Source organism: Sphingomonadaceae bacterium OTU29LAMAA1 (genome assembly GCA_024072375.1).
GTDB lineage: Bacteria > Pseudomonadota > Alphaproteobacteria > Sphingomonadales > Sphingomonadaceae > Sphingomonas.
In genome coordinates this window covers 194,127-214,428 of sequence record CP099617.1, presented here as the reverse complement: position 1 = coordinate 214,428, position 20,302 = coordinate 194,127, and the positions used below count along the sequence as shown (strand labels likewise).

Sequence of the window (20,302 nt, the reverse complement as noted above, 5' to 3'; positions counted from 1 at the left end):
TACGGCGCGGAGCTGACACGGCTTACCCGATGCCCGCGGCTTTTAGCGGGCGTCACGGAGAGGAGATTACGCTCATGTCCCTGTTGCTGCTCGGTGCGCTGCTTGCCGCCGCTCCCGCTCCCGCCGCCGACCTCGCGATCGGTCGCTGGAAGACCGAGACCAAGAACGGCGTCGTCGAAATCCAGCGCTGCGGCGCATCGATCTGCGGTCGCCTGCTCACCTCCGACCTGCTCCGCCAGCGTCCCGACCTGAAAGACGGCAACAACCAGAACGCGGCGCAGCGTAATCGCCCGCTGAAGGGTCTGTTATTGATCAGCGGCTTTACCGCCGAGTCCGACGCATGGTCCGGTGGCCAGATCTACAATCCCGACGACGGCAAGACCTACAAAGCCAAAGTTACACCGGTCGACGCCAACACGCTGAAGGTCCGCGGCTGTGTCTTCGTGCCACTCTGCAAGACCCAGACCTGGACCCGCGTCCGTTAAAGATTGCCTCCCCAAAACCTACCAGTAAGCTTCAGGAAGACCCATTATGTCGTTGCGTTTCAAGGCTCCCCTCCTCGCCACCGTCGTTCTCGGTTCGTTCGGTTTCGCTACCGTCGCGCACGCGCAGGCCTTCTACCTGCAAGAGCAGTCGGCACGTGGTGCAGGCCGTGCATTTTCAGGTGAAGTCGCCGACACCGGCCCGCAGTCGCTGTGGTGGAACCCCGCCGCGATCGCCGGCATGCAGAACGGCGAAGCCGCGATCAACGCCTCGGTGATCCGTCCGAAGGGCAAGGTCGTCAACAACGGCACGTTGATCCGCCGTCCGGGCGGCCAATTCGCCCCCGTCGGTGGCGACCAGCTGGCCAAGGACCCGATCGACAACGGCATTCTGCCCTCGGGCGCGATCGCGATGCCGTTCGGCCCGGTCGCGATCGGCCTCGCGGTCACGTCGCCCTACAGCTTCACCACCGATTACGATTCGACTAGCTGGACCCGCTACAGCGCGACTCGCACTAAGCTGCAGACGATCGATATCCAGCCCTCGATCGCCATCGCGCTGACCGACTGGCTGCGCGTCGGCGGTGGTGCCAATGTCGAGCACGTCTACGCCAGCCTTGGCAACAACCTGCCCAACCTGTCGGCGGCGCTGCCCGATGGCCGCCAGAAGCTGGAAGGCGACGGCTGGGATCTCGGCTGGACCGCCGGCTTCCAGATGCACAACGACTGGGCGACCGTCGGCGTCAGCTACAAGTCGCGCATCGAGCACACGCTGAAGGGCGACCTGCTGGTCGAGGGGCTCCAGGGCCCGCTCGCCGCGCAGAACCGCACGGTCAACGACGTCGAGGCGAGCTTTTACACGCCCGCACAGGTCATCGTCGGTGCCCGCATCCGCGCCACCCCGGCGCTGACGCTGAACGGGCAGGCGGTTCGCTATAACTGGAGCAAGTTCGACGCGATCCGCCTCGGCGCGCCGCTCAATCAGGCGCTGCCCGAGAACTATCGCGACAGCTACAGCCTCGCCGGCGGCATCGACTATACGATCTCGCCGCAGCTGACGCTCCGCGCCGGCGTCCAGCACGCCACCACGCCGACCCAGAACGGTTTGCGCGATGCGCGCGTGCCCGACGCCAACCGCTGGAACTACGGCGCCGGCGGCACCTTCCAGCTGACGCCGAAGATCGGCATCGATCTCGCTGCGAACTATGTCGACTTCAAGAACACCACGATCGATCGCGTGACGGCGGCTTATGCCGGCACCGCGGTGCAGACGCCGGTCGTCACCAACGGCTATCTGCGCGACGCCAGCGCGGTGGTGATCTCCGCCGGCGCTCACATCGGCTTCTGATCGGCCGAAATCCGGGTTCCGCCTGCGTTAGGTGGAACCCGGACCTATTGTCCTGCGTATCCCCAACAAGCGTTTGCTTTGGGTGGATATCGCACGTTAGAGCACCTCCAGAGCCGGTGAACGCCAGCGACGATCGTCGCGGCGTTTTCAATAGCATCAGGGGGCCTCTCATGAGCCAGAACGAACTACAGGTGTCCCGCCGCGGGGTGATCGCGGGCGGGACCGTTGGCGTGGCGGCGACCGCGCTGCCCGCCGAGGCCGCGACCCCGCCGTTGCAGGATCGCACAGCACCGCCGACGATGCCGGTGACGCTGAAGGTCAACGGCAAGACCAATCGCCTCGACCTCGACACCCGCACGACGTTGCTTGACGCGCTGCGCGAACATTGGAAGCTGACCGGCACCAAGAAGGGTTGCGATCACGGCCAGTGCGGCGCGTGTACCGTCCTCGTCGACGGCCGCCGGATCAACTCCTGCCTCACCCTCGCGGTGATGCACGACGGCGACGAGATCACCACGATCGAGGGCCTCGGCAAGCCCGACGACCTGCACCCGATGCAGGCCGCCTTCATCAAGCACGACGGCTATCAGTGCGGCTATTGCACCCCCGGCCAGATCTGCTCGGCGGTGGCGGTGCTCGACGAGATCAAGCGCGGCGTGCCCAGCCACGTCCAGGCCGACATCACCGGAGCTGCACAACCGACCGCGATGGAGATGCGCGAGCGGATGAGCGGCAACATCTGTCGCTGCGGCGCCTATTCCAACATCATCGAAGCGATGAGCGAAGTCGCGGGGGCAAAAGCATGAAGGCCTTTACCTACGAACGCGCGACGACGCCGGCGGCAGCAGCCGCTGCGGTCGCGGCCAAGCCCGGCGCGAAGTTCATCGCGGGCGGCACGAACCTGCTCGACCTGATGAAGCTGCAGATCGAAGAGCCGGTCCATCTCGTCGACGTCAACCGTCTGGCGCTCGACACGATCGAGCCGACGTCGGACGGCGGCCTGCGCATCGGCGCTCTGGTCCGCAACACCGATCTCGCCAGCGACGCCCGCGTCCGCCGCGACTACGGCGTGCTCAGCCGCGCGATCGTCGCCGGCGCATCGGGCCAGCTGCGCAACAAGGCGACCACCGCGGGCAACCTGCTCCAGCGCACCCGCTGCCCGTATTTCTACGACACCAACCAGCCTTGCAACAAGCGCAAGCCCGGATCGGGATGCGCAGCGATCGGCGGCTATAGCCGGCAGCTCGGCATAATCGGCACCAGCGACGCCTGCATCGCCACCTATCCCGGCGACATGGCGGTCGCCATGCGCGTGCTCGACGCGACCGTCGAGACGGTTCAGCCCAATGGTCAGACGCGGAAGATCCCGATCGCCGACTTCCATCGGCTGTGGGGCGATACGCCGCACATCGACACGAACCTGAAGCCGGGCGAGCTGATTACCGCTGTGACCCTGCCGAAGCCGGTCGGCGGCACGCATATCTACCATAAGGTGCGCGACCGCGCCTCTTACGCCTACGCACTCGTGTCGGTGGCGGCGATCCTCCAGCCCGACGGCACCGGCCATGTCGCGATCGGCGGCATCGCGCCCAAGCCGTGGCGCGTCGAGGCGGCGGAAGCCGCCCTGCCGCAGGGTGCCAAGGCGACCGCGGCCCGGATGCTCGCCGGCGCAAAACCGACCCAAGACAATGCCTTCAAGGTCCCCCTCGTCGAGCGCACGCTCGCCGCGGTGATGGCCGAAGCGAAAGACGCAGCATGAAGTTCGACACACCCGCAGGCCAGAACCCGATCGACCAGCTGAAGGTCATCGGCAAGCCGACCGACCGCATCGACGGCAAGTTCAAGACCACCGGCACGGCACCCTACGCCTATGAACGCCATGACGTCGCGCCCAATGCGGCCTATGGCTATGTCGTCGGTGCCGGCATCGCCAAGGGACGCATCGCGAGCATGGACCTCGGCGCGGCGAAGGCTGCGCCGGGCGTGCTGACGATCGTCACCGCCGATACCGCCGGTCCGCTGACCAAAGGCGACTTCAACACCGCCAAGCTGCTCGGCGGTCCGGCGATCGATCACTATCATCAGGCGATCGCACTGGTGGTGGCCGAAACGTTCGAACAGGCGCGCGCAGCGGCATCGTTGATCCGCATCGATTATGCCCGCGAGAAAGGTCGCTTCGACCTCGACACGGCGCTCGAGACCGCACCGCTGAAGGGCGACAGCAGCGGCGAGGGCAGCGCCGCCCCCGCGGTCGATCGCGTCGGCAATTTCGAACAGGCCTTCGCGGCCGCGCCGGTCAAGCTCGACGCGCTCTACGAAACGCCCGACCAGAGCCATGCGATGATGGAGCCGCATGCCAGCACCGCATCGTGGGCGGGCGACAAGCTGACGCTGTGGACGTCCAACCAGATGATCGCCTGGGGCAAGGGCGACGTCGCCAAGACGCTCGGCATCCCCAAGGACAACGTCCGCCTGATCTCGCCCTATATCGGCGGCGGCTTCGGCGGGAAGCTGTTCGTCCGCGCCGACGCGATCCTCGCCGCACTGGGCGCGAAGCAGGCGGGGCGTCCGGTCAAGGTCACGCTCCAGCGGCCGCTGATGATCAACAACGCCACGCACCGCCCGGCGACGCGCCAGCGCATCCGGCTGGCCGCAGGCAAGGACGGCAAGCTCACCGCGATCGCGCACGAAAGCGGTTCGGGCGATCTGCCCGGCGGCGGCCCAGAAACGGCGGTGTCGCAGACCAAGCTGCTCTACGCGGGTGCCAATCGCCTGACCTCGATGCGGCTTGCGGTGCTCGATCTGCCCGAGGGCAACGCGATGCGCGCGCCCGGCGAGGCGCCGGGCCTGATGGCGCTCGAAGTCGCGATGGACGAGATGGCGGAGAAGCTGGGGATGGACCCGGTCCAGTTCCGCATCGTCAACGACACGCAGGTCGATCCGGAAAAGCCGGAGCGCAAGTTCTCGCAGCGTCAGCTCGTCGAATGCCTGCGCATGGGTGCGGACAAGTTCGGCTGGTCGCAGCGTAACGCAAAGCCGCGCACGGTGCGCGACGGTCGCTGGCTCGTCGGCATGGGCGTCGCCTCCGGCTTCCGCAACAACATCACGATGAAGTCCGCCGCTCGCGTCGGCATCGACAGGAAGGGTGTCGTCACCGTCGCCACCGACATGACCGACATCGGAACCGGCAGCTATACGATCATCGCGCAGACCGCCGCCGAAGTCATGGGCGTCCCCCTCGACAAGGTCGTCGTACTGCTCGGCGACAGCTCCTTCCCCGCCGCCGCCGGTTCGGGTGGCCAATGGGGCGCGAACAGCTCGACCGCCGGCGTCTATGCCGCCTGCATGAAGCTGCGCGAGGCCGTCGCCCAGAAGCTGGGCTTCAACTCCGCCGACGTCGAATTCGCCGACGGCAAGGTTCGCGCCGGCAACCGCAGCGTCTCGCTGTCCGAAGCTGCCGGCGACAAAGGCTTGTCCGCCGAGGACACGATCGAGTTCGGCGATCTCGCCAAGAAGGAACAGCAATCGACCTTCGCCGGCCATTTCGTCGAGGTCGGCGTCGACGCCTATACCGGCGAGATCCGCGTACGCCGCATGCTCGCGGTCTGTGCGGCGGGGCGCATCCTCAACCCGAAGTCGGCACGCAGTCAGGTGATCGGCGCGATGACGATGGGCGTCGGCTCGGCGCTGATGGAGGAACTCGCGGTCGACAAGCGCTTCGGCTTCTTCGTCAACCACGATCTCGCCAGCTATGAAGTGCCGGTGCACGCCGACATTCCGCATCAGGAGGTGATCTTCCTCGACGAAGTCGATCCGATGTCGTCGCCGATGAAGGCGAAGGGGGTCGGCGAGCTCGGCCTGTGCGGCGTCGGCGCGGCGATCGCCAACGCGATCTATAACGCCAGCGGCGTCCGCATCCGCGAATACCCCATCACGCTCGACAAGATCATCGCCGGCGCAGCGATGGTGGCCTGATATCCAACGGCCACGGTGGGTCGGAAGCGTTAAGCCGCGCGCTTGGTCGCTCGCTGATACGCCCCCTCCACCACGGCTTCGCCGCGGTCCCTCCCCTGCTCAAGCGAGGGAGGACTGGCTCATTCCACCGGCGAGCCGGGCCGGTGCAGCGAAGCCGGTAAACGGGCAAGATATGCTACGAACTGCTTCGCCTGCTTCGCAGCAATCCCGTCCTAGCGCCCGCGCCCAACCGTCACCTTTGCCACATGCAGCGGATAGTCACGATCGTCCTCGGCCATCCACACCTGCCCACTCGCATCGGTCAGGTAGAAGCGGCAGAAGATGCTGCGCTCATCGACGAAGCGCAGGCACACCCGGTCCGGCGTCACCCGGTAACGTCCGACGGTATCGGGCCGGTCGTAGCTTAATGTATAGCCGTCGCCCGTCGCAGCGAAGCGTTCGACTGGCGGTATGCCGCCCTCGCCTGCCCGGGTCTGGACGCTACCTCGCACCAGTCTGTCCAGGGCATCTCCCCGTATCAGGGTCATGGCGTCCGAACCGCGGATCGGCACCGGAAGCCGCGGCGGTGCCGGATCGGGTGCCGATGGGGAGCAGGCCGCCAGCAGCAGCGGCAGCCAGATCAATGATCGTTTCATATTCGCTCCGCCCCAGAGGCACGGTCGTTTGCGGCAGGACAGGCCCGCGTACAAGTCCGGCGTTCGCGGCGACGCCGATGCAGGAACTTCCCCGGTGGCCATCCGCTTGGACGTGCGCATGACACAACCAAGCATCCTGTGGCTACGCCAGGACCTTCGCCTTCACGATCAGCCTGCACTCGTCGCCGCCGCGCACGAAGGACCGGTCGTGCCGGTCTATGTCCTCGACGACGATGCGCCCGGTGAATGGCGGATCGGCGGAGCGCAACGCTGGTGGCTGCACCACAGCCTGTCCACCCTGGACGCAGCCTTGCGAGCGAAGCACAGCCGGCTGATCCTGCGACGCGGCGATGCAGTGTCGATCCTGACGACACTGATGGAGGAAACCGGTGCTTCCCGCATTCACGCGATCCGTCATTACGAGCCGTGGTGGCGCGATGCGGAGAAAAAACTGGGCGATCGGCTGGAACTGCACGATGGCAACCACCTTGTCCGGCTGGAGGACTTGACCACCGGGAGCGGGACCCCGTTCAAGATGTTCTCGTCATTCTGGAAGGCGCTCCAGTCGCAATTGCCGCCCGCCGATCCCTTTCCCGTCCCGCACACGATCCCGGCACCGGCGCATTGGCCGATGAGCGACGAGCTTGCGGAATGGACGCTGCTGCCGACCAGACTCGATTGGTCAACCGGCTTCGACAAGGACTGGACGCCCGGCGAAACGGAAGCGCTCGCCAAGGCTAAGGACTGGTCCGACGATGTCGCCGCCTACGACCGCCGCCGCAACCTGCCATCGGAAGAGGGTACGTCTCGCCTGTCGCCGCACCTCCATCACGGGGAGATTTCGCCGCGGGCAATCTATCATGCGCTCGGCGACACCAGGGATGCCGGCGCCTTCCTGCGCGAACTCGCATGGCGGGATTTCACGTCCGGCGTGCTGCTCGCGTTGCCGAAGTACGGCGAGGTCAACGGGCGCCCGAAATACGATGCACTGCCGTGGCGAAAGGATGCCGAGGCGAAACGCGATCTTCAGGCGTGGCAGCAGGGACGCACCGGCTACCCGATCGTCGATGCCGGGATGCGGCAATTGTGGGCGAGCGGGTGGATGCACAATCGCGTCCGCATGATCGCTGCGAGCTTTCTGGTAAAGCATCTGCTGATCGACTGGCGCGAAGGCGAGCGATGGTATTGGGACTGCCTGGTCGATGCGGATTACGGCAACAACGCCGTCAACTGGCAGTGGATCGCCGGTACGGGCGTGGATGCGAATATGTTCGGGCGGATCATGGCGCCACTCAGCCAGTCGGAGAAGTTCGATGCAGCGGACTATATCCGCGAATGGGTGCCGGAATTGCGCGATCTGACGGACGCGACGATCCACGATCCCGACGATAGCGGTGTCCGGCCGAACGACTATCCGGCCAAGCTGATCGGCCATCGCGAGGCGCGCGAGCGGGCGCTGGCAGCCGCGGCGACACTGCGCTGACGCTCAGCCCGCGACGGGCAACCGCCCGGTGACGTCCTCCATCATCTGCTGCGCCATGCCGGAGATACGCATCGGCGCGCCCATGTCGACCGGCGTATTACGCTCTACTTCGGCAAGCCGACGCTGTTCCAGCACCTTGATCCAGCGCAGCGTTGCAGCCTCAGAATGGCGGATCAGCGCTGCGATGCAACGCGGGGTGAGCGACCGCCCTTCCATTTCAGCGAGGTAAAGATGGAGCAATGCCTCCAACGCCGGCGATCCGATCAGGTCCGCGCCGAATGCATGCTTCGCGGCGCCGATGGTTTGCAGCAGCGTCGTGGCGTGCTGCCGCAGTCGCGCCTCCGCGCACGTGGCCGGCGGATCCGGCTGCGGCTCGCAGGTTGCGATCAGGCGCTTTTCCCCGCAGCCATCGGCAAAGGCGGAGACGTGGTTACACACCCACTGCAGCTGCCCGTCACCGCGAACGTAGCGCTTGGTAATCTGGAATGCATGACCGTGACGCACCAGCCGGTGCAGCAGCATGTCGTTGACCACCTGATCCCCCGGCGCCGTGAATTCGAGCGGCGAACGACCAATCACCTCGATCCGTGGCCGCGCCAGCAATTCCAGATAGGCGTCGTCTGCCGACACGATCCGCCATCGCTCGTCCGTGATGCATTGCGCCACCGGCGCAGATCGAACCGTCATTGCCACTCCCTTGAGAACGGTGCGGCGGGTCGCATTAATCTGTTTTAATTGCAATGGCTTATCTAAGGTTGGCTACATCGTGCCGGCATATCCCCTCGCCCGGAGCGCGATCGTACCTATATCAGGATACGACAGCGGTACGGCCCCATGACAACGATCGGCCCCCGTCCACCGGAGAGGCCATCCACGCACGAAGGTCGTTACGCCCGTCATGAATCTGCATCTCCCCGCCGCTCTGGATCCGCGTCAGCTATTGCGGCCGCGGCGGCGCGGGATCGCATCGGTCAATGCCGAAGTGCGCGACGGGATCGTCCCGGCGGGCGATCGGATTGCACAGACGACCGATGCCGACGGTGGCGCCGCACCCACCCGCAACTATCGCACCGTCGCGCTGATCATCGCCACGGCGATGTTCATGGAGAATTTGGACGCGACGGTGCTCGCCACTGCGCTGCCGACGATGGCACGCGATTTCGGTGTCGCCGCACCGGCGATGAGCATCGCGCTGACATCGTACCTGCTGGCACTGGCGATGTTTATTCCCGCCTCCGGCACGATGGCCGACCGCTTCGGCGCGCGGCCGGTGTTTCGCGCAGCGATCGGCGTGTTCGTTGCGGGCAGTCTGGCCTGCGGTCTGGCCCCAAGCCTCGAATGGATGGTGGTCGCGCGGTTCGTACAGGGGATCGGCGGCGCGATGATGATGCCGGTGGGGCGGCTGGTATTGCTGCGATCGGTCGCCAAGCGCGACATGGTGTCGGCGATGTCGTGGCTGATCATGCCAGCGCTGGTCGGCCCGATCCTGGGTCCGCCGCTGGGCGGGTTCATCGTCACATATCTCGACTGGCGCTGGATCTTCTGGCTCAACCTGCCGATCGGGTTGCTGGGCATCGTGCTGGTCGGACGCTTCATCGCCGATATTCGCGAGGAAGCACCGCACACCTTCGACGCAATCGGCTTTATTCTGTCGGGCGTGGCTCTGGGGTGTCTGTTGTTCGGGTTTGAAATGGCAAGCCGCCCGGGCGAGGCGGCGGTGGCGGCGGCGCTGGTCGGCATCGGCGCGCTGTTCGGTCTTGCCTATTGGCGGCATGCGCGACGCGCCGAACACCCGATCCTCGACCTCTCGCTGATGCGGATCACCACGTTCCGCCTGTCGGTGCTGGGCGGATCGCTGACCCGCATCACACAGGGCGCGCAGCCGTTTCTGCTGCCGCTGATGATGCAGCTCGCCTTCGGCCTGTCGGCGGCGCAGAGCGGGGCGATGACGGTCGCGGGCGCGATCGGATCGTTCGGGATGAAGGGAGTCGCGCGTCGCATCCTGAAACGCTTCGGATTCCGCAACAGCCTGATCGTGATGGGGGTGCTCGGGACCGGGGCCTATGCCATCTGCGGCCTGTTCCGCCCGGACTGGCCGCTGCCCGCGGTGTTCGCCGTGCTGGTCCTGTCCGGCTTTCTGATCTCGTTCCAGTTCACCGCCTACAACACGATCGCATACGACGAGATCGGCAAGGACCGGATGAGCGCAGCGACCAGCTTCTATTCGACGTTTCAGCAACTGATGCTGTCGCTGGGCATCTGCGTCGGCGCGACCGCGTTGCACGTGTCGATGCTGTCGCGCGGCGGCGAAGCGGTGGCATTCACTGATTTCACCGTCGCCTTCTGGACCGTCACCGCGATCTCGCTGCTGGCAGTGTTCGTCAACTGGCGGTTCGATCCTCAGGCCGGCGCGGAGTTGAGCGGGCGGAAGAGCTGACGATCATCCCTGCCAGCTGGCGGGATCGATCACGGATTGCAGGAATGCGACGAATGCGCGGACCGCGGGCGGCACGGCGCCGCTGCGCAGGTGGACGGCATAGATGCCGACGTCGGCCGTTCCCTCCCAGTCCGGCAGGACGCGCACCAGCCGGCCGTTACGCAATGCGTCGCCGACATCCCACAGGGATCGCAGTGCGATGCCGACGCCGCCAAGCGCCAGTTCGCGCACCATTTCGCTCGAATTGGTGCGGACGTGGCTGTCGCGTTCGACCTGCACGGCCTTGCCCTGCGCGACCAGCCGCCACGGCATCTGCCCCGCCGCCGCGAGCAACCGGTGATCGCCCAGCGCCGGAACCGACGCCGGTTCCCCGTGTGTCGCCAAATAGGAAGGCGCTGCGCACAACACCCGGCGGCTCGTGGCCAGCCGATGCGCCACGACGTTGGACGGCACCTCCGAAGCGATACGGATCGCGCAGTCGACCCGGTCGCCGAGCAGATCGACGAAGCCGTCGCCAAGGTCGAACGCAAGTTCCACCGCCGGGTGTGCGGCGAGGAACGCAGACAGATGTGGCGCGACGTGGAGCCGCCCGAACGACGTGGGCGCCGATACCCGCAGCGGTCCCGCCGGTACGCCACGCGCGCCTGTCACCCGTGCCTCCGCCGCGGTGAGCGCCGACAAGATTCCATCGAGGTCGTCGCGCAGCCGCCCGCCCGCTTCCGTCAGCGCCAGTCGCCGCGTGGTGCGATGGATCAGCGTTACGCCGAGGCGACCTTCCAGCCTTTGCAGTCGTTTGGACACCATTGCTGGCGAGATGCGCAAGGTTCTCGCAGCGGCGGACAGGCTGCCGCTATCGGCCACCGCGACGAACAGGGAGTAATCGGGATCGAACATCATTCGTTCTTCCGGCGATAAGCTGCTTAAACATCTTTGACGCTAGAGCGGGGATGGTGCGGCGTCTATGAACGATGCGATCGCAAAGGACATCGACCCATGGACCGCGCCGGCCTCGACATCGCTCCCGCATTCATCACCTTCATCGAAGAGCGCGCCCTGCCCGGCACCGGTATCGATGCCGACGCATTCTGGTGCGGCGTCGCGGCGATCCTCGACCGGTTCGTGCCCGACAACCACAGCCTGCTTGCCGAACGCGACCGGCTACAGGCCGCGATCGATGCATGGCATCGAGACAATCCTTTCGAAGCAGACGCTTACCAGTCGTTTCTCACGCAGATCGGCTACCTCGTCCCCGATCCTGCGCCTTTTGCGGTCGATCCCGCCAATGTCGACGCCGAAATCGCGACGATGGCCGGGCCGCAGCTCGTCGTCCCGATCCTGAACGCCCGCTTCCTGCTCAACGCCGCCAACGCGCGCTGGGGCAGCCTGTACGACGCGCTGTATGGCACCGATGCCTTGCCCGGTAGCGCGACGCGAGGCGGATACGATCCCGGGCGGGGGGCGCAGGTGATCGCCTGGGCCAAGGCGTTTCTCGACGACGTCGCGCCACTGTCGAACGGTAGCTGGACCGACTGGACCGGCGGCACGCCCGACCTCGGCGATCCGTCGCAACTGGTCGGCCGCGATGGCGAAACGCTGCTCCTTCGCCACAACGGATTGCATATCGAGCTCGTGATCGATCGCAGTCATCCGATAGGTCGCACCGATCCCGCCGGCATCGCCGACGTCGTGCTGGAATCCGCGCTGACCGCGATCTGCGATCTGGAGGATTCGATCGCGGCGGTGGATGCGCAGGACAAGGTTGCGGCCTACGACAATTGGCTGGGGCTGATGCGCGGCGACCTGACTGCCAGCTTCGCCAAAGGCGGCGAAACCGTGACGCGGACACTGGCGGCGGATCGCCGCTACACTGCGCCCGACGGAACGACGCTGACGCTGCCGGGTCGCAGCCTTTTGTTCGTACGCAACGTCGGCCATCTGATGACCAACCCCGCGATCCGCCTGCCCGATGGCAGCGAGGCGCCGGAGGGTATCCTCGACGCGATCGTCACGTCGCTGATCGCGCTGCACGACGACGGACATAACAGCCGGACGGGATCGATCTACATCGTCAAGCCCAAGATGCATGGGCCGGACGAAGCCGCTTTCACCGACCGCCTGTTCGACGCAGTCGAGGATCTGCTGGGCTTGCCGCGCTACACGATCAAGGTCGGGCTGATGGACGAGGAACGCCGCACCTCGGCCAACCTCGCCGCCTGTATCCATGCCGTCCGCCACCGGCTGGTGTTCATCAACACCGGCTTTCTCGACCGTACCGGCGACGAGATGCACACATCGATGCACGCCGGCCCGATGATCCCGAAGGGCGAGATGAAGACGTCCGGCTGGATCGCAGCCTATGAAAACCGCAACGTCCAGATCGGTCTCGCGTGCGGCCTGTCCGGGCGCGCGCAGATCGGCAAGGGCATGTGGGCCGCACCCGACCGGATGGCGGATATGCTCGACCAGAAGATCGGCCATCCGAAGATGGGCGCGAACACCGCCTGGGTCCCCTCGCCCACCGCCGCTACGCTGCACGCGACGCATTATCACCGCGTCGATGTGTTCGACCGCCAGCGCGAGCGGAGCAGGGAGCCGGTTGCGCCGCTCGCCGCGTTGCTGACCATGCCCGTTGCAGAGGCCGGACGGAACTGGTCGACGGACGAGGTGCGTGCGGAACTCGATAATAATGCGCAGGGCATCCTCGGCTATGTGGTCCGCTGGATCGACCAGGGGATCGGCTGTTCGAAGGTGCCGGACATGCATGACGTCGGCCTGATGGAAGATCGCGCGACGCTGCGTATCTCGTCGCAACATATCGCCAACTGGCTGCTGCATGGCGTCGCGACGGAGGCGGAGGTCGATGCCGCCTTCGCGCGCATGGCGATAAAGGTCGATGCGCAGAACGCCGGCGATCCGCAATATCGACCGATGGGCGGGCGGGTGGGCGATAGCCTCGCCTATCGGGCGGCCCGTGCACTGGTGTTCGACGGGATAGCGCAGCCGAACGGCTATACCGAACCGCTGCTTCACCGCTTTCGCAAGATGCAGAAAGCTGCCCGATAGCGTCCCATACGCCGGCCCGTCCGGCTGCAATCTGCGATCCCTCCGAAAAGTGCGTCCTTCAGCAGCGGGTGCCCGCCGGAACCCATCCGGAGTGACGGCAACGTCGCGGCAGCGCGATCGTCAATATGGTGGCGCCTTGCGCTCGCGTTGCGCTCGCGCCGCCTCCGTCCACCACGCCAGATCGTCGGCGAAGCGGGGAAACGCCTTGGCCAGACTCGCCCCGCCGTCGCCTATGGGTTCGCCCTCGACGGATAGCGTCTTGCCGATGCCGCCGACCGCCAGCGTGCTCGACACCACGACCATTCCCATCTCTGACAGGATACCGTGCCATGCCAGCCCGGCCCGCGCACCGGCGAAGCGACCTGCGGAGTAACTGGCGATCGCGGCGGGCCGCCAATACCATTCCTCGAGGAAATGGTCGGTCAGGTTCTTGAGACCGGGCTGAACGCTCCAGTTGTATTCGCCCGCAACGAACACGAACGCATCGGCCGCCTTGATCTTGTCGGCAAGCGCTTCCAGCGCGGGCGGCGCCGCTCCTTCCGGATATTCCTTATACATCCTGTCGAGCATCGGCAGGTCGAGCGCCTTCGCATCGATCAGTTCGGCCTGCGCACCGCGCGCGGTGAACTGTCGCACGAGATAATCGGCCAAGCGGATACCCTGACGATCGGACCGGTAGGATCCGTAGAAGATCAGGATCTTGTCACTCATCCGAAGCCCTTTCGCCGTCACTGCTCCTGCCCGGCGGGGGCAGGAGCACGATCCGCTATCCTATCGATCGTTCAGGCGGCGTCGACCAGGACGATCTCGGCATCTTCCGTCGCGGTAACGCGGATGACGCTCTCGTCCCGGATCGCGGCACCGTCGCGGGCGTCAATGGCGACGCCGTTGATCTCGATCTTGCCGGTGGCGGGAACCAGATAGGCGTGATGCCCCGCGCCCAGCGTATATTCCGCCGTTTCCCCCGCCTTGATCGTCGCGCCGACGATACGGGCGTCGGTACGGATCGGCAGTGCATCGCCGTCATCGTCGAACCCGCTCGCCAACGTCACGAACTTGCCCGAGCGTTCGCCCTTGGGAAAAGGCTTGGCACCCCACGAAGGTGCGGCGCCCCGCGTCTTGGGTTCGATCCAGATCTGGAAGATCGTGGTTTCCTCCGTTTCGCGATTGTATTCCGAGTGACGCACGCCCGATCCGGCGCTCATCACCTGCACGTCCCCCGCCTCGGTGCGGCCCATGTTTCCAAGGCTGTCCTGATGCGTGATCGCGCCGGTGCGGACGTAGGTGATGATCTCCATGTCGGCATGCGGGTGCGGCGGAAAGCCGGTTCCGGCGGCGATCCGGTCGTCGTTCCACACGCGGATCGGGCCCCAGCCCATCCGCGAGGGATCGTAGTAATTGGCGAACGAGAAATGATGCTTGGCATCGAGCCAGCCGTGGTTGGCACCGCCGAGGGTGGCGAAGGGGCGACGTTCGATCATGGTCTGTCTCCGTTGTCTGTTGCCCACAAGATGGTCGCGACCGCGACTTGACGAAATAGCAATGATGGCATCACATCATTGCCGGAAATGACACGTCGCCTCCCCGATCTCGAAGCCTGGGCGATCTTCGCCAAGGTCGCCGAACGCGGCTCCTTCGCCGGTGCGGCGCAGGCGCTCGGCTTGTCCAACCCGACGGTGTCGAAAGCGATCGCCCGGCTGGAGGCGCGGCTGGGCCTCGCCCTGCTGTCACGCACGTCACGACGCCTGTCGCTGACCGAGGCGGGTCGCACCATGCTGCAGCGCGCGGCCGGCATATTGCACGCAGGCGAGGCGCTGGAGGATGCTGCGGCCGAACAGTCCGATGTCGCCCGCGGCCTGGTGCGGATCAGCGCGCCGCTGTCGTTCGGCACCGCCTATGTCGGTGCGACCCTGCCGGCGTTCCTGACGGCATATCCCGAGGTGACGCTGGACTTCGCCCTGAGCGACAGGCGCGTCGATCTGGTTGCGGAGGGGTTCGACCTCGCGCTGCGGATCGCGGCGCTGGAGGACAGTTCGTTGCTCGCGCGGCGGCTGTGTACCGTCCGCATCCTGCTGGTCGCGTCGCCCGGATACCTCGACGCCCACGGCCGGCCGACGCATCCGGCACAACTGCGCGATCATCATGCGCTGGCCTATACCGGCGGCGCGACGCGGGGACTGTGGCGGTTTCATCATCCACAGTTCGGCGAGGAGACGGTTGAACCGCCGGTGCGCATCTGGACCGACAACGCCGATATGCTCAATCCGGCGCTGCTGGCCGGGCAAGGCATGGCGTTGCAGCCTGAATTTCTCGTCTGGCGCGAGATCCGCGACCGGCGGCTGGAGGTGGCGATGCCGGACTGGACCGTGCCAGCGCTGGGCCTGCACCTCATCACCCCGCCCAGCCCGCTGCGCCCTTTACGCGTACAGGTGGTGATCGATCATCTGGCAAAGACGCTGGCCAAGGCGCCCTGGGCTCTCGGCGCGGAGTGAGATCGCCGGAAACCCGCCTAGCGCCCGCGTCCGCTGCATGGCACACACCACCGTAAACCAGAACAAGGGGTTACGAATGCGCGCCGGTACCTGTCTGATCGCTCTCCTCTTCACCACGACCGCTGCGGCGCAGACGCCAGGCCCCGCCTATCACCGTGCGCCCGATGCGATCGCCCGGACATTGGAAACGCCGCCGACCCCGGGGGTTGCGGTCAGCCCCGATCACAAGACCCTTGCGATCCTCGGTCGCGAGAACCTGCCGTCGATCGCGAACCTGTCGAAACCGATCCTGCGCCTCGGCGGCTATCGCATCGACCCCGCCACCAACGGTCAGGCCGAGGTGCGCGTGCAATGGCTGAATGCGTTGAGCTTCAAGGATGTCGCGAGCGGCAAGACGGTCGCCGTCTCCCTGCCCGCCGCATTGCGCTTCGCTGCGCCGGACTGGTCGCCCGACGGCAGCCATATCGCGTTTTACGCGCAGGAGGCGGACGGCCTGTCGCTGTGGATCGCCACCCGCGACGGCAACGCCCGCAAGATCGCCGGCCGGCTGAACGGCACGTTCGGAACGCCGTTCGAATGGACACCCGACAGCAAGGCGCTGATCGCCTATACCGTGCCCGCCAACCGCGGAGCGGCGCCCGCCGCCAGCAGTACGCCGACCGGTCCGGTCGTTCAGGAAAGTGCCGGCCGCACGTCCGCCGCACGCACCTATGAAGACCTGCTGGGCGATGCGCATGACGAGGCCCTGTTCGACCATTATTTCACCGGGCAGCTCACCCGCATCGCCATCGACGGTACCGCGACACCGATCGGGACGCCGGGTCTCATTACCGACTTCAGCGTGTCGCCCGATGGCCGCTATCTGCTGACGGAGCGGCTGAAACGCCCCTATTCCTATCTGCTGCCGGCCAGCTATTTCCCGACCGAGATCGCCGTCGCCACCATCGACGGACAGCCGGTGAAGACCCTGGTCGATCGCCCGGTCGCCGACGATCTGCCGGTCGATTTCGATGCGACCGTGAAAGGACCACGCGAAGCGGAATGGCGGTCCGACGCGCCTGCGACGCTCGTCTGGGCGGAGGCGCTCGACGGCGGCAATCCGCGTGCGAAGATCGCCTTCCACGACAAGGTGATGATGCAGGCAGCGCCCTTCACCGCCGAACCCGTCGAACTCGCGATGACGCCTGCCCGCTATGGGACGACGATGTGGGGCGACGACGGCTTCGCCCTGGTGATCGACCGTGAATGGCGCAGCCGGACCGAGCATCGCCTCGCGGTCTCGCCTGCGAAGCCGGGCCAGACACGCCCGCTGCTCACCCGCAATTATCAGGATCAATACGGCGATCCGGGCTTCCCGATGCTGGAAGACAATGCGGCGGGCAAGCCCGTCATGCGCTTCACCCCTGCGCATGATGGCGTCTACATGACCGGCGACGGCGCGACCAAGGCGGGCGCCTTTCCGTTTCTGGCGACGATGCCGCTCGCGGGCGGGGAGGCAAAGCGACTGTGGACCGCCAAGGCGCCGTATTACGAGACGGTCGTCGCCCTGCTCGACGACAAGGCGCAGCGTATCCTGACGCGCCGGGAAAGCGCGAAGCTCGCACCCAATTACATGATCCGCACGGTGAAGGGCGGCAGCGCCAGGGCCGTTACCGCCTTCGCCGATCCCGCACCGGTGTTCGCGGGCGTCACCCAGCGGACGATCACCTACAATCGTGCCGACGGCCTGCCGCTGTCCGCATCGCTCTACACCCCCGCCGGATATGACGTGAAGCGCGATGGGCCGCTGCCAACGCTGCTCTGGGCCTATCCCGCCGAATTCACCGATGCGAAGGTCGCCGGGCAGACGGTGGATCAGGGCAACCGCTTCGTCCGTCCGCGGGGCATCAGCCACCTGTTCCTGCTGACGCAGGGCTATGCGGTCCTCGACAATCCGGCGATGCCGATCATCGGCGAAGGCGGTGCGGAGGCGAACGACACCTACGTCAAGCAGCTTCAGCAGGATGCGCAGGCCGCGGTCGATGCGGTGGTGAAGCTCGGCGTCGGGGACAAGGGCCGGATGGCGGTCGGCGGTCACAGCTACGGCGCCTTCATGACCGCAAACCTGCTCGCCCACACCAACCTGTTCCGCGCCGGCATCGCGCGATCGGGCGCCTATAACCGCACGCTGACGCCGTTCGGCTTCCAGGCGGAACAGCGCACCTATTGGCAGGCGACGCCGACCTATACCGAGATGAGCCCCTTCACCTACGCCGACCGGATCAAGGCACCGATCCTGCTGATCCACGGCGGCGCAGACGACAATAGCGGCACGTTCCCGATCCAGTCGGAACGAATGTACGCGGCGCTGAAGGGCAATGGCGCAACCGTTCGGTACGTGGTGCTCCCCAACGAACCGCATGGCTATCGCGCACTGGAATCGACCGAAGAAACGTTGTGGCAGATGACGGACTGGCTGGACCGGTACGTCAAGCCGAAGGCGACGGTAACGGCGGAGAAATAGGCCCTGCCCTTCATCCTTTCAGGGGATGAGGAGACGCGTCATCGCTCGGGCGGCGACGCGTCCTCAAGGTTGCGCCTGGGGGCGGAAGCGCTCCGCCCCCGGGTAATCAAACCCCGTGATATCCCCGGTACCAGTCGACGAACTTCGGCACGCCCACATCGATCGAGGTCGTCGGTCGATAGCCCAGATCTCCGGCGATGGCATCGATATCCGCCGCCGTCCGCACCACGTCACCCGGCTGGATCGGCAGGTTGCGGCGTATCGCCGACCGACCGGTCGCCGCCTCCAGCAACTCGATCATCCGTCCCAGCGGTTCCGACCGGTTGTTACCGATATTGTAGAGCCGGTGGGTCGCCATACTGCCGCCCGCTTTCTCCCGCCCGTCGTCGGGCGGCGGATTGTCATGCACGGCGAGAACGCCTGCGACGATGTCGTCGATGAAGGTGAAGTCGCGCTCCATCCTGCCGTCGTTGAACACCGGGATCGATTCACCCGCGAACATCGCCTTGGTGAAGATCCAGATCATCATATCGGGCCGTCCCCACGGACCGTAAACCGTGAAGAACCGCAGGCCGGTCAATGGGATGCGATAAAGGTGCGCATAGCTTTCGCTCATGATCTCGTTCGCACGCTTCGTCGCGGCATACAGCGACACGGGCCGGTCGACGCGATCCTCGACGCGGAACGGAACCGACGTGTTGCCGCCGTACACCGAGGAGGACGAGGCATAGACGCAGTGCTTCACCGCGCGATGACGGGCGAGTTCGAGGATGTTGAGGTGGCCGATCAGGTTCGACTGTCCGTAGACCTCGGGATGCTCGATCGAATACCGCACCCCCGCCTGTGCGCCGAGATGTATGATCCGGTCGAAGTCGTGCACGGCGAGGGTCGTCTTCAGCGCTTCGGCGTCGGCGAAATCGACGTGATGAAAGACGAACCGGTCGCCATGACGAGCGTGCAGGCCGGCCAGCCGGTCGTGCTTCAGCGCAACGTCGTAATACGCATTGAGCGAATCGATCCCGACCACTTCGCCGCCCCGCGCCAGCAACGCCTCCGCGACATGCATGCCGATGAAGCCTGCCGCACCAGTCACCAACGTCTTCGGCATCCGCACTCCTTCGATCGCGATACTGCGGGATGTCCGCCCGCATCAGTTCGACGGTGCGGCATATCGCACTGCCCGGTTAAGCAGACGTGGCCGCGCCTCCGTTTTCGGCGCCCGTCACGTCACCCGCGGCGAATTGCTCCTTCAAATCGTCACGAGTCGCCTGGATATGCTGCGCCAGCAGGCTTTCCAGCGCCGCCTCGTCCCGGGCAAGCCATCCGTCCAGCAGCGCGCGATGTTCCTGATGCGCCCGCGATTCCCGACCCGCGGGCTGCAGGTGCGCGACGACGTACCGTTCGGCGAGGATCGATAGCCGCTCGACCATATGCGTCGTCAGCAACCTGCCCCCCGGTCGCACCAGCGCGGTGTGGAAATCGCGGTTCCGCTTGGCCACTTCGGCCAGATTGGTACCTGCCGCCTCATCCAGCCGCTCGAATGCATGAAGAGCCTCGGCCCGCGCGCCCTCGTCTGCGACGCGCGCGGCATGGGCCGCCGCGGCCGGCTCTATATTCAGCCGCAGCGCATAGATTTCGTCCGCCTCCCCGGCCGACATCGGCCGGACGAAATAGCCGCGATTGGCATGGCTGACGAGCAATCCCTCCTGCTCCAGGCGGGCCAGCGCCTCGCGCAGCGGGATCTTGCTGACGCCCAGCTGTGCGGCAAGCGCATCCTGCCGGATCGGCGTGTTCGTCGCCAACCGACCGATCACGATCTGCTCGCGCACCACCTCGAACACCTGTTCCGACAATGTGCGTACGACGATGCTGCTCACGCGCTGG

Annotated in this window: 17 protein-coding genes; 10 read left to right on the top strand and 7 right to left on the bottom strand. The window is 66.0% G+C overall.

Annotation, left to right across the window (positions count from 1 at the left end; all coding sequences use genetic code 11):
• Nucleotides 1-74: 74 nt before the first annotated feature.
• From NF699_01380 to NF699_01360, 5 genes are all read left to right on the top strand, one after another.
• Nucleotides 75-485 (top strand): DUF2147 domain-containing protein, encoded by a 411-nt coding sequence (locus NF699_01380; protein USU05383.1) that lies wholly within the window; start codon nt 75-77, stop codon nt 483-485.
• Between the two features lie 46 nt (nt 486-531).
• Nucleotides 532-1,830, top strand: a complete 1,299-nt coding sequence (locus NF699_01375) for an outer membrane protein transport protein (GenBank protein USU05382.1) — start codon at nt 532-534, stop codon at nt 1,828-1,830.
• Nucleotides 1,831-2,000: 170 nt separating this feature from the next.
• Complete coding sequence (paoA, locus tag NF699_01370; protein USU05381.1) at nt 2,001-2,636, top strand: aldehyde dehydrogenase iron-sulfur subunit; 636 nt, start codon at nt 2,001-2,003, stop codon at nt 2,634-2,636.
• Entirely contained in the window at nt 2,633-3,589 is a 957-nt protein-coding gene (locus NF699_01365) for a xanthine dehydrogenase family protein subunit M (protein USU05380.1), read from the top strand. Before paoA ends, NF699_01365 begins: the two co-directional genes overlap by 4 nt.
• A complete protein-coding gene (locus NF699_01360; protein USU05379.1) occupies nt 3,586-5,805 on the top strand; it encodes a xanthine dehydrogenase family protein molybdopterin-binding subunit in 2,220 nt (739 codons plus the stop codon). Before NF699_01365 ends, NF699_01360 begins: the two co-directional genes overlap by 4 nt.
• A gap of 212 nt (nt 5,806-6,017) precedes the next feature.
• On the opposite strand, the gene NF699_01355 is transcribed toward NF699_01360, so the two are convergent.
• Nucleotides 6,018-6,440, bottom strand: coding sequence for a hypothetical protein (locus NF699_01355; GenBank protein ID USU05378.1), 423 nt, complete (start codon nt 6,438-6,440; stop codon nt 6,018-6,020).
• Between the two features lie 118 nt (nt 6,441-6,558).
• On the opposite strand from NF699_01355, the gene NF699_01350 reads away from it, so the two are divergent.
• Nucleotides 6,559-7,923 (top strand): DNA photolyase family protein, encoded by a 1,365-nt coding sequence (locus NF699_01350; GenBank protein USU05377.1) that lies wholly within the window; start codon nt 6,559-6,561, stop codon nt 7,921-7,923.
• A 3-nt stretch (nt 7,924-7,926) separates the two neighbouring features.
• Here NF699_01350 and NF699_01345 read toward each other — a convergent pair whose 3' ends face one another.
• Nucleotides 7,927-8,610: a PAS domain-containing protein gene (locus NF699_01345; protein ID USU05376.1), complete on the bottom strand. Its 684-nt coding sequence runs from the start codon at nt 8,608-8,610 to the stop codon at nt 7,927-7,929.
• A gap of 211 nt (nt 8,611-8,821) precedes the next feature.
• Between NF699_01345 and NF699_01340 the strand changes: the two genes are divergently transcribed.
• Complete coding sequence (locus tag NF699_01340) at nt 8,822-10,360, top strand: DHA2 family efflux MFS transporter permease subunit (GenBank protein USU05375.1); 1,539 nt, start codon at nt 8,822-8,824, stop codon at nt 10,358-10,360.
• A gap of 3 nt (nt 10,361-10,363) precedes the next feature.
• Here the strand turns inward: NF699_01340 and NF699_01335 are convergent, their stop codons facing one another.
• Complete coding sequence (locus tag NF699_01335; protein ID USU05374.1) at nt 10,364-11,257, bottom strand: LysR family transcriptional regulator; 894 nt, start codon at nt 11,255-11,257, stop codon at nt 10,364-10,366.
• Nucleotides 11,258-11,353: 96 nt separating this feature from the next.
• Here NF699_01335 and NF699_01330 point away from each other — a divergent pair, with 96 nt between their 5' ends.
• Nucleotides 11,354-13,423: a malate synthase G gene (locus NF699_01330; GenBank protein ID USU05373.1), complete on the top strand. Its 2,070-nt coding sequence runs from the start codon at nt 11,354-11,356 to the stop codon at nt 13,421-13,423.
• 120 nt (nt 13,424-13,543) lie between these two features.
• Here NF699_01330 and NF699_01325 read toward each other — a convergent pair whose 3' ends face one another.
• Both NF699_01325 and NF699_01320 read right to left on the bottom strand, forming a co-directional pair.
• Nucleotides 13,544-14,134 (bottom strand): NAD(P)H-dependent oxidoreductase, encoded by a 591-nt coding sequence (locus NF699_01325; GenBank protein ID USU05372.1) that lies wholly within the window; start codon nt 14,132-14,134, stop codon nt 13,544-13,546.
• Between the two features lie 71 nt (nt 14,135-14,205).
• The gene (locus NF699_01320) at nt 14,206-14,904 is read right to left on the bottom strand and encodes a pirin family protein (protein USU05371.1); all 699 of its coding nucleotides are present in this window, start codon (nt 14,902-14,904) and stop codon (nt 14,206-14,208) included.
• An 87-nt stretch (nt 14,905-14,991) separates the two neighbouring features.
• Here NF699_01320 and NF699_01315 point away from each other — a divergent pair, with 87 nt between their 5' ends.
• On the top strand, nt 14,992-15,915 hold the full coding sequence (locus NF699_01315) for a LysR family transcriptional regulator (GenBank protein ID USU05370.1): 924 nt from the start codon (nt 14,992-14,994) through the stop codon (nt 15,913-15,915).
• A 37-nt stretch (nt 15,916-15,952) separates the two neighbouring features.
• Nucleotides 15,953-18,418 carry a prolyl oligopeptidase family serine peptidase gene (locus NF699_01310; protein USU05369.1) on the top strand — a complete coding sequence of 822 codons (2,466 nt, stop codon included), beginning with the start codon at nt 15,953-15,955 and terminating at the stop codon, nt 18,416-18,418.
• Between the two features lie 106 nt (nt 18,419-18,524).
• Here the strand turns inward: NF699_01310 and NF699_01305 are convergent, their stop codons facing one another.
• Together NF699_01305 and NF699_01300 are read right to left on the bottom strand one after the other, a co-directional pair.
• Entirely contained in the window at nt 18,525-19,526 is a 1,002-nt protein-coding gene (locus tag NF699_01305; GenBank protein ID USU05368.1) for a GDP-mannose 4,6-dehydratase, read from the bottom strand.
• A gap of 76 nt (nt 19,527-19,602) precedes the next feature.
• Nucleotides 19,603-20,295 carry a GntR family transcriptional regulator gene (locus tag NF699_01300; GenBank protein USU05367.1) on the bottom strand — a complete coding sequence of 231 codons (693 nt, stop codon included), beginning with the start codon at nt 20,293-20,295 and terminating at the stop codon, nt 19,603-19,605.
• Nucleotides 20,296-20,302 lie beyond the last annotated feature (7 nt).